Here is a 14,359-nt window from a genome sequence, read left to right on the forward strand (position 1 = left end):
CGCGGACGCGGCGGCGGGCCGCGTGAATCCGGGCGCATGCGCGGTGGTCATCGGGTTCCTGCCCTGTGGATGGCTTGGGAGATCTCGTGATGGAGAGTAGACCAGGATGCCTGCGCGGACGCTGGCAGGGCCCTGATCACGACATCGGCGCCGGCAGGAGCTTCGGCGAGCAATTCGAAGGCCACTGCCTTCAGTCTGCGTCGCACGGTGTTCCTGACCGGCGCCGAGCCGACAGTCTTGCCCACGATGAACCCGAAGCGCCGTTCCGTCTGCCCGGGGGTGATGCGCACGTACGTCAGGGTGTGGGGTGCGGGGAACCTGGTCCCGCGCCGCACCACCGCCCTGTAGTCGTTCGCCCGGACGATGCGGTTGGCTTTGGCGAGCACCGCGAGCGGACTGCTACGCGGAGAGCTCGCTGCGGCCCTTGCGACGACGGGCGGCCAGGATGGCGCGGCCCGCACGGGTGCGCATACGCAGGCGGAAGCCGTGCACCTTGGCGCGGCGGCGGTTGTTCGGCTGGAAGGTACGCTTCGTCATGGTTCGTCTTTCGATCGATGCAGCGGCCAGGACGTCGGAGTACGACACAGGGCCTCGAGGAATGGGAGCAGCCGAGCACTCGGCTGCAGTCAACCAATTAACTGTACGGGCGCGAGACGTGTAGTTCAAACTGAGGCGCCGCAGTCACAACCGAATCGAACGAACCATCCTGCCGACACATTCCAGAACCGCCACACGTGACACGCCGTGAGACGCGCGTTCTATGCCCCGTTCGGGATTTGTCCACAGCCCTCTCCTTCACTACCGTGGCACTCACAGTTATCCCCAGGCCCGTCAGCTTCCAACGACGGGCCGTGTGTTTTCTTGCGACGCTGAGGTGGATAACGCTGTGAATAACTACAGGGGACCCGGGGACACAGATGACTGATGGCGACGCTGCGCTTGATGAGGCGTGGGGATCGATCCTCGCGACTCTCGAGAAGGACGAGCGTGTAACGCCTCAGCTCTACGGCTTCCTCAGCCTCGTCGAGCCCAAGGGGATCATGGCCGGCACCTTCTATCTGGAGGTTCCGAACGAGTTCACCCGCGGCATGATCGAACAGCGCAGCCGCGTGCCGCTGCTCTCGGCCATCGGGGGTCTCGATTCCTCCCTCGAGGTCTCGACGTTCGCCATCGTGGTCAACCCCGAGATCGAGCAGGAGATCCTGCAGACCGGCACCGACTCGGCCCCCGTCGAGGCGGCACCAGCCCCCGCGTACGCGGAAGCACCCGCTCAGGTGGCGCCGCCCGCCTCGCCTTCACCCGAAGTCACGGTCGCGCCGCGCGCCACCGACACGCGCCTCAACCCCAAGTACAGCTTCGACAACTTCGTCATCGGCCAGTCGAACCGCTTCGCGCACGCCGCGGCGGTCGCGGTGGCCGAGGCGCCGGCCAAGGCGTACAACCCGCTCTTCATCTATGGCGACTCCGGGCTCGGCAAGACCCACCTGCTGCACTCGATCGGTCACTACGCCATGAGCCTCTACCCGGGCATCCGCGTGCGCTACGTCAGCTCGGAAGAGTTCACCAACGACTTCATCAACTCGATCCAGAACAACCGGGGAGCGAGTTTCCAGGCCAGGTACCGCAACATCGACATCCTGCTGATCGACGACATCCAGTTCCTGCAGCGCGCGGTGGAGACGCAGGAGGCCTTCTTCCACACCTTCAACACGCTGCACGACCACAACAAGCAGGTCGTGATCACCTCAGATCTGCCGCCGAAGATGCTCACGGGCTTCGAGGACCGCATGCGGTCTCGGTTCGAGTGGGGCCTCATCACCGACGTTCAGGCGCCCGACCTCGAGACCCGCATCGCGATTCTGCGCAAGAAAGCGCAGAGCGAGAAGGTCATGGTGCCCGACGACATCCTCGAGTTCATGGCGACGAAGGTGTCGAGCAACATCCGAGAGCTCGAGGGAACGCTGATCCGCGTCACGGCCTTCGCGAGCCTCAACCGCACGCCGGTGGACATGTCCCTCGTGCAGACGGTGCTGAAAGACCTCATCACCCTCGACGATGACAACGTCATCGCCCCGGTCGACATCATCACGGCGACGGCCGACTACTTCAAGCTCTCGGTCGACGACCTCTACGGCTCATCCCGGTCGCAGGCGATCGCCACCGCCCGGCAGATCGCCATGTATCTGTGCCGCGAGCTGACGAATCTGTCCCTGCCGAAGATCGGGCAGCTGTTCGGCAACCGCGACCATACGACAGTGATGTACGCGAACAAGAAGATCAGCGAGCTCATGAAGGAGCGCCGCTCGATCTACAACCAGGTCACCGAGCTCACGAGTCGCATCAAGCAGACGCGCCGCTGACGCGCGTGTCAGAAAAAGCCCTCGGCCCGCCCGGGGGCTTTTCGTGCGCCCGGGGCCGCCTGCGGCGCGATTGCGGCCCCTCCTGAGCCCCCAGTTCACACTGTGGATAACTTGTGGAGTGTTAAGGCATAACACGCTCGCCGATGTGGGCGAGATGCGGATTCTTGTGAATCACACGTTTTTGCGCGCTTCCGTGTCATTCCGCGGCAGACGGGCTCACCACATGACATTCACAACTGACAGGAATGTAGTTCCCGCGCCCCGACTGGCATCGGCCGAGTTATCCACACTCTCCACATCCGTTAAGACCGTTAACCGGAATTCTTGTGAGCCAGCGATTCCACAACCTCACGTCGGCCGGCGGTGCGGAATCACACGTTTGTCGGCTCACCCTGAACGCGGCGCTAGCATTGTGACGACTTCCGTCCGCCGACTCTCCAGGGGTGTCTCTTGCGATTTCAGGCCAATCGCGACGTTCTGAGCGATGCCGTCTCTTTCGCTGTCAAACTCCTGCCGCAGCGCACGACGCTGCCGATCCTGTCGGGCATCCTGATCCGCACGACCGACGCGGGCATCTCGCTGTCATCGTTCGACTACGAGGTCTCGTCGCAGACCGAGATCGACGCCGAGGTCACCGAGCCGGGCACGATCCTCGTCTCGGGCCGGCTGCTGGCCGACATCGTTTCGCGCCTTCCCAACGCACCCGTGCAGTTCTCCACCGATGACGGCAAGATCGCCGTCAGCTGTGGCTCTTCGCACTTCACCCTGCTGTCGATGCCCGTCGAGGAGTACCCGACGCTTCCGCAGATCGAGCAGTTCAGCGGCGTCGTGCCGGCGGATGCCTTTGCCGAGGCCGTGGCCCAGGTCGGTGTCGCTGCTTCGCGCGACGATGTGACCCCTGTCATCACCGGCGTGCAGCTCGAGATCGCCGAGAACGCGCTGAGCCTCGTCGCGACCGACCGCTACCGCGTCGCCGTGCGCGAGATCGACTGGGACGGCGGGGCCGGCGGCGTCGAGCAGGCGAGCGCCCTCGTTCCTGCGCGCACCCTGCAGGAGATCGGCAAGACGCTCGGCCACACCGGCAACATCTCGGTCGCCATCCAGAACAACGACGAGCGCGAGCTCATCGCCTTCTCCGCTGAGAAGAAGACGGTGACGTCGCTGCTCATCAAGGGCAATTTCCCCCCGGTGAAGCGTCTCTTCCCGGAATCCGTCGACAACTACGCAGTGCTCAACACGGCTGAGCTGATCGAGGCGACCCGCCGCGTGCAGATCGTCCTCGAGCGCGAGGCAGCGCTGCGCTACACCTTCACGTCAGAAGGCCTGACGCTCGAAGCCATCGGCTCCGAGCAGGCGCAGGCCTCGGAGAGCATCGACGCTCTTCTGACTGGGCAGGACACCGTCGTCTCGCTCAAGCCGCAGTTCCTGCTGGACGGTCTGAGCTCGGTGCACTCGGAATTCGTGCGCATCTCGTTCACCAAGACCGAGAACCCCAACAAGCCCGGCCCCGTGCTCATCACGAGCCAGACCAGCAGGGAACAGGCCGGGAGCGACACATACAAGTACCTGCTGCAGCCGAATCTGCTGCTGCGTTAGTGGGAACCACCCCGCCAACGCGTCAAGGAAGAAGGACCCCCATGCACATCGGTCTCGTCGGTCTCGGCAAGATGGGCAACAACATGCGTGCCCGCCTCGAGAAGAACGGCGTCGAGGTCACCGGCTACGACACCAACCCCGCCGTCAGCGACGTCGCCACGCTCGCCGACCTGGTCAAGGCGCTGCCCGCGCCGCGCACGGTGTGGGTCATGGTGCCCGCCGGTAAGATCACCGACGCCGTCGTGAACGACCTCGAGGGGCTGCTCGAGCCGGGCGACCTCGTCATCGACGGCGGCAACTCCAAGTTCACCGACGACTTCCGCCACGCCGAGCAGCTCGCCGCGAAGGGCATCGACTACATGGATGCCGGCGTCTCCGGCGGCGTGTGGGGACTCGAGAACGGCTACGGGCTCATGGTCGGCGGCTCGCAGGCCCAGGTCGAGCGCGTGATGCCGGTGTTCGACGCACTCCGCCCCGAGGGGCCGCGCGAGGAAGGCTTCGTCCACGTGGGCGAGGTCGGCGCCGGCCACTACGCGAAGATGGTGCACAACGGCATCGAGTACGCGCTGATGCAGGCCTACGCCGAGGGCTACGAGCTGCTCGACACCCGCAAGGACATCATCAAGGACGTCACCGGCACCTTCAAGGCGTGGCAGCGCGGCACCGTGGTGCGCTCGTGGCTGCTCGAGCTGCTGGTGCGCGCCCTCGAGGCCGACCCCGAGTTCCAGAACATCGAGGGCTACGTACAGGACTCCGGCGAAGGTCGCTGGACCGTCGAGGAAGGCATCAACAACGCGGTGCCGCTGCCCACGATCTCGGCCTCGATCTTCGCGCGCTTCGTCTCCCGCCAGGAGGACTCGCCGGCGATGAAGGCCGTCGCGGCGCTGCGCAACCAGTTCGGCGGTCACGCGGTCAAGGCCGTCGACTAAGGAACGTCTGTCGCTGGGCGAGCAGTTCCGCTGCTCGCCCAGCGCTCGCGGTTAAGGCAACCGCCGGCCGGAGAGGAGGAGAGCACCGTTGCACGTGAAACGGCTCACCCTCACCGACTTCCGCAACTACCGCTCGGCCGAGCTCGACCTGGAACCGGGCGTCACGGTCTTCGTCGGCCCGAACGGCCAGGGGAAGACGAATCTCGTGGAGTCGCTCGGCTATCTCGCGACGCTCGGCTCGCACCGCACCTCCGTCGACGCGGCGATGATCAGGGCGGGGGCGGATGCCGCGGTCGTCCGTGCTCTGCTGCGACACGTCGACCGCGAGTTGCTCGTCGAGGTGCAGCTCAATCGCGGGGCGGCGAATCGCGCCCAGGTGAACCGCTCGGCGGTGCGCACGCGCGAGCTGCCCCGCTACTTCTCGAGCGTGCTGTTCGCCCCGGAGGATCTCGCCCTCGTGCGCGGCGAGCCGTCGACGCGCCGCCGCTTCATCGACGAGCTCCTCGTGCAGCGATCGCCCCGACTCGCCGGAGTTCAGGCCGACTACGCGCGGATCGTGACGCAGCGCAACTCCCTGCTCAAGTCCGCGCGCGCCCAGCGCATCAAGGAGTCACAGCTGTCGACGCTCGAGATCTGGGACGAGCGCCTCGTCGAGCTCGGCAGCGAGCTCATCGACCGGCGTGAGGCACTGGTCGCCGAGTTGGCGGCGCCGCTGCGCGACGCATATCAGGCCGTCGCGGGCGTCGATCAGCAGCCGCGCGTCACGCAGCGGCTCAGCATTCACGGAGCTGCGGGCGATGACGACGACGGGGATGCCGGGAGCGGTTCTGTCTCCATGCGCGCTGCGCGCGAGTCGACCGGCGACGGGGCGACTGCCGACGTGTTCCGCGCGGCCCTTGCCGGGGTTCGGCGCAAGGAGCTCGAGCGCGGGCTGACCCTCGTCGGCCCTCACCGCGACGATCTGCTCTTCGAGCTCAACGGACTCCCCGCCAAGGGCTACGCGAGCCACGGCGAATCATGGTCGTTCGCATTGGGGCTCCGGCTCGCCGCGGCACAGCTGCTGCGAGCCGAGTCCGCGATCGGCGACCCGGTGCTCGTCCTCGACGACGTGTTCGCCGAGTTGGATGCCGCGCGGCGGCGCGCACTCGCGCAGGCGATCGGCGACTTCGAACAGGTGCTCATCACCGCCGCAGTCCTCGAAGACGTGCCGGCCGAGCTCGGCGCCCGGCTCGTGAAAATCCGTGCGGGGGAGGTGCTGGCCGAGTGAACGACTCCGGTGACGAGCCGCGCAGTGAGGCATCCGCCGTCTATCTGCGCCTCAAGAAGCTGTTCGGCGGACCGTCGGCCCGCACCTCGAAGGCGCGGCGACGGGCCGAAAGTGGAGAGCCGGGATCTGAGCCGTTCGGTGCTGGACGAGACCCACGCGGGCTGTCGTCGGTCATGGACGCGCTTACGACGGAGCTCGGCTGGGACTCCGAGCTCGACAAGGCCGAGCTCATCGGGGCCTGGTCGGAGCTCGTGGGCGAGGGCACGGCGTCGAAGTCGCAGCCGCTCGGAATCGAGGACGGCGTGCTGACCGTGCAGTGCGAGTCGACGGCGTGGGCGACGCAGCTGCGCATCATGCGCGTCGAGTTGCTGACTGCAATCGCTCAGCGGTACCCGCGGGCGGGCATCCAGTCGATCCGTTTCAACGGGCCGGACGTACCGAGCTGGAAATACGGTCGCAGGTCGACGCAATGGCGTGGCCCTCGCGATACTTACGGCTGAGAAGGCAAATCTCATGACGAACGCGTAAAAAACGCGTCAGAGCGGCGTCTAGCCCCGGGAATCGCAAGCCATCCTGATACGATGGAACGTCACGATTTGTGGGGTCAGGAGCTCAATTTCATATGACGACCGAACCGACGAACCAGGCCGGCGACGGCTCTGACGACCAGAGCTACGGCGCGAACCAGATCCAGGTGCTCGAAGGCCTCGAGGCGGTTCGGAAGCGGCCCGGAATGTACATCGGCTCGACCGGGCCCCGCGGTCTGCACCATCTCGTGTGGGAGATCGTGGACAACGCGGTCGACGAGTACCTCGCCGGCAGCGGTGATCGGGTGGTCGTCACGCTTCTTCCCGACGGCGGGGTGCGGGTCGTCGACAACGCACGCGGCATCCCGGTCGACATCCATCAGCCGGAGGGCATCTCGACGGTCGAGCTCGTGCTCACCGTGCTGCACGCCGGCGGCAAGTTCGGCGGCGGCGGCTACGCGGTCTCGGGTGGTCTGCACGGCGTCGGCTCGTCGGTCGTCAACGCGCTCTCGAAGCGACTCGACGTCGAGGTGAAGCGGCAGGGGCACGTCTGGACCCAGAGCTACCACGACGGCAAGCCCGACGCGCCCCTCGCCCAGGGTGAGGCCACCGAGAGCACGGGAACGACCATCACGTTCTGGCCGAACGACGAGATCTTCGAGACCGTCGAGTTCGACTACGAGACGTTGCGATCGCGCTTCCAGCAGTACGCCTTCCTCAACAAGGGCCTCTCGATCGAGCTGCACGACGAGCGCGCGATCGACCAGCTCGACGAAGAGGGCGAGCCGATTGAGGCGCGCAGCGACGTCTTCCACTACGAGCGCGGCCTCGAGGACTACGTCGAGTACCTCAACTCGATCAAGAAGAACGAGATCGTCAACGACGAGATCATCCACTTCGAGTCAGAGGACACCGAGCGCAAGATCGCCCTCGAGGTGGCGATGCAGTGGACCAGCGCCTACAGCGAGAGCGTCCACACCTACGCGAACACGATCAACACGCACGAGGGCGGCACGCACGAGGAAGGGTTCCGCGCGGCGCTCACGACACTCGTGAACCGGTATGCCCGCGAGAAGGGCATCCTCAAGGAGAAAGACGACAACCTCTCCGGCGAGGACATCCGCGAGGGTCTGACCGCGGTCATCTCTGTCAAGCTCGCCGAGCCGCAGTTCGAGGGCCAGACCAAGACGAAGCTCGGCAACACCGAGGCGAAGGCATATGTGCAGCGGGTCGTGGGCGATCAGCTCGGCGACTGGTTCGACCGCAACCCGAACGCGGCACGCGACATCATCCGCAAGGGCATCCAGGCCGCCACGGCGCGCATCGCCGCGCGCAAGGCGCGCGAGACGGTGCGCCGCAAGGGCCTGCTCGAGGGCAGCGGCATGCCGGGCAAGCTCAAGGACTGCTCGTCGAAGGACCCGTCGATCTCCGAGATCTTCCTGGTCGAGGGCGACTCGGCCGGCGGCTCGGCGACACAGGGGCGCAACCCTTCGACCCAGGCGATCCTGCCGCTGCGCGGCAAGATCCTGAACGTCGAGAAGGCGCGCCTCGACCGCGCCCTCGCGAACGCCGAGATCCAGGCGATGATCAAGGCGTTCGGTGCCGGCCTCGGCGAGGAGTTCGACGCCGAGAAGGTGCGCTATCACAAGATCGTGCTGATGGCCGATGCCGACGTCGACGGCCAGCACATCACGACGCTGCTGCTGACGCTCATCTTCCGCTACATGCGGCCGCTCATCGAGCTCGGCTACGTGTACCTCGCGCAGCCCCCGCTCTACCGCCTCAAGTGGACCAACGCCGAGCACGAGTACGTCTACTCCGACCAGGAGCGCGACGCACTGCTCAAGGCGGGCCAGGCCGCGGGCAAGCGGATTCCCAAGGACAACGGCGTTCAGCGCTACAAGGGCCTCGGCGAGATGAACTACGAAGAGCTCTGGGACACCACGATGAACCCCGAGACGCGCACGCTGCGCCAGGTCACGATGGAGGACGCGGCGGCGGCCGACGAGGTCTTCGCGACGCTCATGGGCGACGACGTCGACTCGCGTCGTCACTTCATCCAGAAGAACGCCAAGAACGTTCGCTTCCTCGACGTCTAGAGCCTGCCGGCATCCGTAAAGAAAAGAAGACATGTCTGACGAGACCCCCGGTATCGACGAGCCCAACATCCACGGCAAGATCGACCAGGTCGACCTGCAGCTGGAAATGCAGCGGTCGTACCTCGACTACGCCATGGCCGTCATCGTCGGCCGTGCGCTGCCCGAGGTGCGCGACGGTCTGAAGCCCGTGCACCGCCGCGTCATCTACGCGATGTACGACGGCGGCTACCGCCCCGACCGCCCCTTCTCGAAGTGCGCGCGCGTCGTCGGCGACGTCATGGGCCAGTACCACCCCCACGGCGACTCGGCGATCTACGACACCCTCGTGCGCCTGGTGCAGCCCTGGGCGCTGCGTTACCCGCTGGCCCTCGGCCAGGGGAACTTCGGCTCGCCGGGCAACGACGGCGCGGCCGCCCCGCGATACACCGAGACCAAGATGGCGCCGCTCGCCCTCGAGATGGTGCGCGACATCGACCAGGAGACGGTCGACTTCCAGCCCAACTACGACGGGTCGACCGATGAGCCGCTCGTGCTGCCGAGCCGCTTCCCGAACCTGCTCGTCAACGGCTCGGTCGGCATCGCCGTGGGCATGGCCACCAACATCCCGCCCCACAACCTGCGCGAGGTGGCGGATGCCGCGCTCTGGGCGCTCGCGCACCCGGATGCGACCCGCGAGGAGCTTCTCGAAGCCGCCATGCAGCGGATCAAGGGGCCCGACTTCCCGACCGGCGCCCAGATCCTCGGCGTCAAGGGAATCCACGACGCCTACCGCACCGGCCGCGGCTCGATCACGATGCGCGCCGTCGTGGGCGTCGAGGAGATCCACGGTCGCACGGCCCTCGTCGTCACCGAGCTGCCCTACCAGGTCAACCCCGACAACCTCGCGATCAAGATCGCCGACCTCGTCAACGACGGCAAGCTCGCGGGCATCGCCGACATCCGCGACGAGACCTCGGGCCGCACCGGCCAGCGACTCGTCATCACACTGAAGCGCGACGCGGTGGCGAAGGTCGTGCTGAACAACCTGTACAAGCACACCCAGCTGCAGGAGAACTTCGGCGCGAACATGCTCGCCATCGTCGACGGCGTTCCGCGCACGCTGCCCCTCGACGGATTCCTCACGGCGTGGATCGATCACCAGATCGACGTCATCGTGCGCCGCACGCAGTTCCGGCTGCGGCAGGCGGAGGAGAAGGCGCACATCCAGCGCGGCCTCGTGAAGGCGCTCGACGCCCTCGACGAGGTCATCGCCCTGATCCGCCGTTCGCCCGACGTCGACCAGGCGCGCACGGGCCTCATCGAGCTTCTGGACATCGACGAGCTACAGGCCAACGCGATCCTCGCGATGCAGCTGCGCCGCCTCGCCGCGCTCGAGCGCCAGAAGATCATCGACGACCTCGAGGCCCTCGAGCGCGAGATCGCCGAATACAAGGAGATCATCGCGTCGCCCGAGCGCCAGCGCGGCATCGTCAGCGACGAGCTCACCGAGATCGTCGACAAGTACGGCGACGAGCGCCGCACTGACATCCTGCTCGGCTACGACGCCGACATGTCGATCGAGGACCTGATCCCCGAAGAGGAGATGGTCATCACCGTCACCCGCGGCGGTTACATCAAGCGCACCCGCAGCGACAACTACCGCTCGCAGCACCGCGGCGGCAAGGGCGTCCGCGGCGCGCAGCTGCGCGGCGAGGATCTCGTCGACCACTTCTTCGTCACGACCACCCACCACTGGCTGCTGTTCTTCACCAACATGGGCCGGGTGTACCGGGCGAAGGCGTACGAGGTGCCGGAGGGTGGGCGCGACGCGAAGGGCCAGCACGTCGCGAACCTGCTGGCGATGCAGCCCGACGAGCAGATCGCCGCAGTGCTCGACATCCGCGACTACGAGGTGGCGACCCACCTCGTGCTCGCGACCCGCGACGGGCTGGTGAAGAAGACCCCGCTCGAGGAGTACGACACCAACCGCACGGGCGGCATCATCGCCATCAAGCTGCGCGAGGGCGACGAGCTGATCTCTGCCCTGCTCGTCGAGAACACCGACGACATCCTGCTCGTCTCGCGCAAGGGCATGTCGCTGAGGTTCACGGCGACCGACGAGTCGCTGCGGCCGATGGGCCGCTCGACGAGCGGTGTGAAGGGCATGAGCTTCCGCGACGGTGACAGCCTGCTCGCGGCATCCGTCGTCACCGACGAGGGCTTCGTGTTCGCGGTCACCGAGGGCGGCTACGCCAAGCGCACCTCGGTCGATCAGTACCGCCTGCAGGGCCGCGGCGGCCTCGGCATCAAGGTGGCCAAGCTCGTCGAGGACCGCGGCGACCTCGCCGGGGCGCTCATCGTGGACGAGGACGACGAGGTTCTCGTCGTGCTGCAGAGCGGCAAGGTGGTGCGCACGGCCGTCTCAGAGGTTCCTGCCAAGGGCCGGGATACTATGGGCGTCGTCTTCGCCCGCTTCGCGGACAACGACCGCATCATCGCCCTTGCGCGCAACGTCGAGCGGAAGCTCGGCGGCGAGGACGTGGTGAGCGAGGCGAGCGAGGGTACCGAAGAGGCAGTACTCGTAGAAACGACAGAGCCCGCAGCGGCGGGCCCGGTGGAGGGTGAACCGACAGATGAGCAGTAGCGTCGCCGAGCGACTCGCCCGCAAGACGGCGAAGCGCCCCACGTCGAAGCAGGTTCGCCTCAAGCTGGTCTATGTCGACTTCTGGTCGGCCGTGAAGGTGTCGTTCCTCGCGGGCCTCGCGCTCGCGATCATCGGCATCGTGGCGACGTTCCTGCTGTGGACCGTGCTCACCCAGACCGGCGTCTTCAAGCAGATCGCCGAGCTGTTCCAGTCCATCGGCGGTCAGAGCCAGAGCGGCCTGCTCGACGCGGTCGGCCTGGGCAACGTCATGAGCTTCGCCATCATCGTCGGCATCCTCGATCTCATCGTCGTGACTGCGCTCGGCGCCGTGGTGGCGCTGCTCTACAACCTGTCGGTGAAGATCACCGGCGGCCTGCTCGTCGGCTTCACCAACAACTGATTCCAGACGAGCGGATGTCTGTCCCAGGGTTTTCCCGGCCCGATTTCGTCGCAGCGGCAATCGTCCGGTAATCTCTAACAGGTTCGTTTCACGGGGCTATAGCTCAGGCGGTTAGAGCGCTTCACTGATAATGAAGAGGTCCCAGGTTCAAGTCCTGGTAGCCCCACCACGTTCCCCTTCTCGGGGCCTTAGCTCAGTTGGTAGAGCGCCTGCTTTGCAAGCAGGATGTCAGGAGTTCGATTCTCCTAGGCTCCACTCCGTCGCAACGCCCGGCCAGCTCGCCGGGCGTTTTCGTATGCCGGATTCAGCTTCGGCTTCGGCCGGACGACGGCGTCCGCACGGGCGCTGCTCGTGATCGGCCATGCCCGTGGCTAGGGTGGGAGCCATCCCGCGATCAGGAGGAGGGCCCGGTTGAGGAATCTGCTGAGCGGGCTGGTCTGGATCTTCCTCTACCTGGCGTTCTGCCTCGCCCCGCTGGCCCTGATCATCGGCCAGGACAATCCGCCCGGGCGCCCCTTCCTCGTGGAGTTCTCTGTCGCGCTCGGATTCGTCGGGCTGTCCGTCCTCGCGCTGCAGTTCGCGCTCATCGCGCGTTTCCAGACCGTGGCCGCCCCGTTCGGCATCGACGCGCTGCTCAAGTTCCACGTGCAGATCACGTTCTTCGGGCTCGGCTTCGCCCTCGCGCATCCGATCCTGCTGTTCCTTGCCGACCCGAAGTACCTGCCGCTGCTCAATCTCGCGACCGCGCCGTGGCGCGCCCGGTTCGCCTTCACGAGCGTCATCGCCCTGCTGGTGCTCGTCGTGATCTCGCTCTGGCGCCGCCGCCTGCGCGTCAGCTACGAGGTGTGGCACATCTCGCACAGCATCCTGGCCGTCGCCGTCGTGCTGTTCGCCCTGCTGCACGCGAGCCTCGTCGGCTTCTACGTCGTCGGCATCGTGCGACATGTCGTCTACGACGCCTATATCGGCGGGCTGATCTTCCTGCTGCTCTGGATTCGCGTGCTCAGCCCGATCGGGCGCTACCGGCGACCATGGTCGGTCGTCGAGGTGCGCCCCGAATACGGGAACGCGAGCACGCTGGTCGTCGAACCGGTGGGGCACCCCGGCTTCCGCTTCGACCCGGGGCAGTTCGGCTGGATCGCCGTCGGCCGCTCGCCGTTCAGCATGACGCAGCACCCGTTCTCGTTCTCGTCCGCGGCGGACACTCCGGAAGGCGGAACGATCAGCATCACCATCAAGGCGGCAGGGGACTACACCCGCACGATCCCGTCCGTGCGACCGGGAACCCGCGTGTATCTCGACGGCCCGCACGGCGTGTTCTCGATGGACCGCCGGCAGGCTCCCGGCTACGTGTTCATCGCCGGCGGCGTCGGGGTCACACCGTTCGTCAGCATGCTCACGACGATGAAGGAGCGCGGAGACGTGCGACCCGTGACGCTCTTCTACGCCAGCCCGCGGTGGGACGAGGTCATCCTGCGCGATCAGCTCGCCGAGTTGGATGCTGCGCTGCCGAATCTCACGGTCGTCCACGTGCTCAGCAGGCCCGACCCGGGCTGGGCCGGCGAGTCGGGCCGCATCACGGCCGAACTGCTGCGCCGGCACCTGCCGCCGCAGTTCCGCCGCTATGAGCACCTGATCTGCGGGTCGACGCAGATGATGGATGCCATGGAGGACGCCCTCGTCGAGGTGGGCGTCCCGCCCAGCCGCATCAGCAGCGAACGCTTCGACATGGTCTGAGGGGAGTCCCGTGAGACAGAGATGGATCACGAGCCTGGTCATCGCGGTGGGCTCGGTGCTCGTGCTCGCGAGCGCCGTCTTCGCGCTGGTCAGAGCCTGACTACGATCGAGGCGCTTCCGGCCGCGCGGGCTGCCGCCGATGAGGCATCCCTTGATTGAATGAGGGCATGAGCGCAGCCGACGTCATTCCTGCCCACCTCATTCACCTGCTCGAGAATCCGAACTACGGATTCCTCGGCACGATCCGCCCCGACGACACCGTGCAGGTCAACCCGATGTGGTTCGACTTCGACGGCGAGACTCTGCGGTTCACCCACACCACGAAGAGGCAGAAGTTCCGCAACCTGCAGCACAACCCGGCGATGAGCTTCGCCGTGCTCAACCCCGAGAACCCGTTCAACTACCTCGAGGTGCGCGGCAAGCTGATCGAGGTCGTGCCCGACCCGACGGGCGAGTTCTACATCCACCTGGGGAAGCGCTACGGAAACGCCGGGCAGGAGGCCCCGCCGGACAGCGCCGATCGCGTCATCCTCGTCATGTCGATCGAGCACTACACGACCCAGTAGGGCGCGAGGCGCCGCCGGAGCCACGCGCGGGCCGCGCGCGCTTCCGGCAGGCGGCTCGCGGCGAGGAACACGTGGAACCCGCCCGCGGCGTTGAAGGCCGCGATGTCGACGCCGTCGCGGCGGGCGGATGCGTGGAAGTCGCGGGCGTCGGCGAAGAGCAGATCGCGCGTGCCGAGCACGAGCGAGGTCGGCGGCAAGCCGCTGAAATCGCGGGCGAACGCGGGGCTGACGAGGGGCTCGGCGGGGTCGAGTCGG

Annotated in this window: 13 protein-coding genes and 2 tRNA genes; 12 read left to right on the top strand and 3 right to left on the bottom strand. The window is 66.6% G+C overall.

Annotated elements, in window-relative coordinates:
• Positions 1-47: 47 nt before the first annotated feature.
• Together rnpA and rpmH are read right to left on the bottom strand one after the other, a co-directional pair.
• On the bottom strand, positions 48-386 hold the full coding sequence (gene rnpA / locus ACM2XV_RS01715; protein WP_344775888.1) for a ribonuclease P protein component: 339 nt from the start codon (positions 384-386) through the stop codon (positions 48-50).
• A gap of 13 nt (positions 387-399) precedes the next feature.
• Positions 400-537, bottom strand: a complete 138-nt coding sequence (rpmH, locus tag ACM2XV_RS01720) for a 50S ribosomal protein L34 (RefSeq protein ID WP_120789077.1) — start codon at positions 535-537, stop codon at positions 400-402.
• 380 nt (positions 538-917) lie between these two features.
• Here rpmH and dnaA point away from each other — a divergent pair, with 380 nt between their 5' ends.
• From dnaA to ACM2XV_RS01780, 12 genes are all read left to right on the top strand, one after another.
• Positions 918-2,360, top strand: a complete 1,443-nt coding sequence (gene dnaA, locus ACM2XV_RS01725; protein ID WP_487025777.1) for a chromosomal replication initiator protein DnaA — start codon at positions 918-920, stop codon at positions 2,358-2,360.
• Between the two features lie 450 nt (positions 2,361-2,810).
• Entirely contained in the window at positions 2,811-3,956 is a 1,146-nt protein-coding gene (dnaN, locus tag ACM2XV_RS01730) for a DNA polymerase III subunit beta (RefSeq protein WP_487025778.1), read from the top strand.
• Between the two features lie 41 nt (positions 3,957-3,997).
• Positions 3,998-4,885, top strand: coding sequence for a phosphogluconate dehydrogenase (NAD(+)-dependent, decarboxylating) (gene gnd / locus ACM2XV_RS01735; protein ID WP_487025779.1), 888 nt, complete (start codon positions 3,998-4,000; stop codon positions 4,883-4,885).
• A gap of 88 nt (positions 4,886-4,973) precedes the next feature.
• Positions 4,974-6,152: a DNA replication/repair protein RecF gene (recF, locus tag ACM2XV_RS01740; protein WP_487025780.1), complete on the top strand. Its 1,179-nt coding sequence runs from the start codon at positions 4,974-4,976 to the stop codon at positions 6,150-6,152.
• The gene (locus tag ACM2XV_RS01745; protein WP_487025781.1) at positions 6,149-6,652 is read left to right on the top strand and encodes a DciA family protein; all 504 of its coding nucleotides are present in this window, start codon (positions 6,149-6,151) and stop codon (positions 6,650-6,652) included. Before recF ends, ACM2XV_RS01745 begins: the two co-directional genes overlap by 4 nt.
• Positions 6,653-6,774: 122 nt before the next feature.
• Positions 6,775-8,778 (top strand): DNA topoisomerase (ATP-hydrolyzing) subunit B, encoded by a 2,004-nt coding sequence (gene gyrB / locus ACM2XV_RS01750; protein WP_487025782.1) that lies wholly within the window; start codon positions 6,775-6,777, stop codon positions 8,776-8,778.
• Positions 8,779-8,809: 31 nt separating this feature from the next.
• On the top strand, positions 8,810-11,401 hold the full coding sequence (gyrA, locus tag ACM2XV_RS01755) for a DNA gyrase subunit A (RefSeq protein ID WP_344775874.1): 2,592 nt from the start codon (positions 8,810-8,812) through the stop codon (positions 11,399-11,401).
• Positions 11,391-11,801 carry a DUF3566 domain-containing protein gene (locus tag ACM2XV_RS01760; protein ID WP_344775872.1) on the top strand — a complete coding sequence of 137 codons (411 nt, stop codon included), beginning with the start codon at positions 11,391-11,393 and terminating at the stop codon, positions 11,799-11,801. The genes gyrA and ACM2XV_RS01760 overlap by 11 nt, the downstream gene beginning before the upstream one ends.
• A 92-nt stretch (positions 11,802-11,893) precedes the next feature.
• Positions 11,894-11,970, top strand: a tRNA-Ile gene (locus ACM2XV_RS01765).
• Between the two features lie 13 nt (positions 11,971-11,983).
• Positions 11,984-12,056: transfer RNA gene (locus tag ACM2XV_RS01770), tRNA-Ala, on the top strand.
• A gap of 156 nt (positions 12,057-12,212) precedes the next feature.
• Positions 12,213-13,538 (top strand): ferredoxin reductase family protein, encoded by a 1,326-nt coding sequence (locus ACM2XV_RS01775; protein ID WP_487025783.1) that lies wholly within the window; start codon positions 12,213-12,215, stop codon positions 13,536-13,538.
• Between the two features lie 167 nt (positions 13,539-13,705).
• Positions 13,706-14,104: a PPOX class F420-dependent oxidoreductase gene (locus ACM2XV_RS01780; protein WP_487025784.1), complete on the top strand. Its 399-nt coding sequence runs from the start codon at positions 13,706-13,708 to the stop codon at positions 14,102-14,104.
• Here the strand turns inward: ACM2XV_RS01780 and ACM2XV_RS01785 are convergent.
• On the bottom strand, positions 14,089-14,359 hold a 271-nt coding region (locus ACM2XV_RS01785; RefSeq protein ID WP_487025785.1), incomplete at its 5' end, for an alpha/beta hydrolase fold domain-containing protein. The genes ACM2XV_RS01780 and ACM2XV_RS01785 overlap by 16 nt on opposite strands.

It is taken from the genome of Gryllotalpicola sp. CP2-P1, from assembly GCF_057512245.1.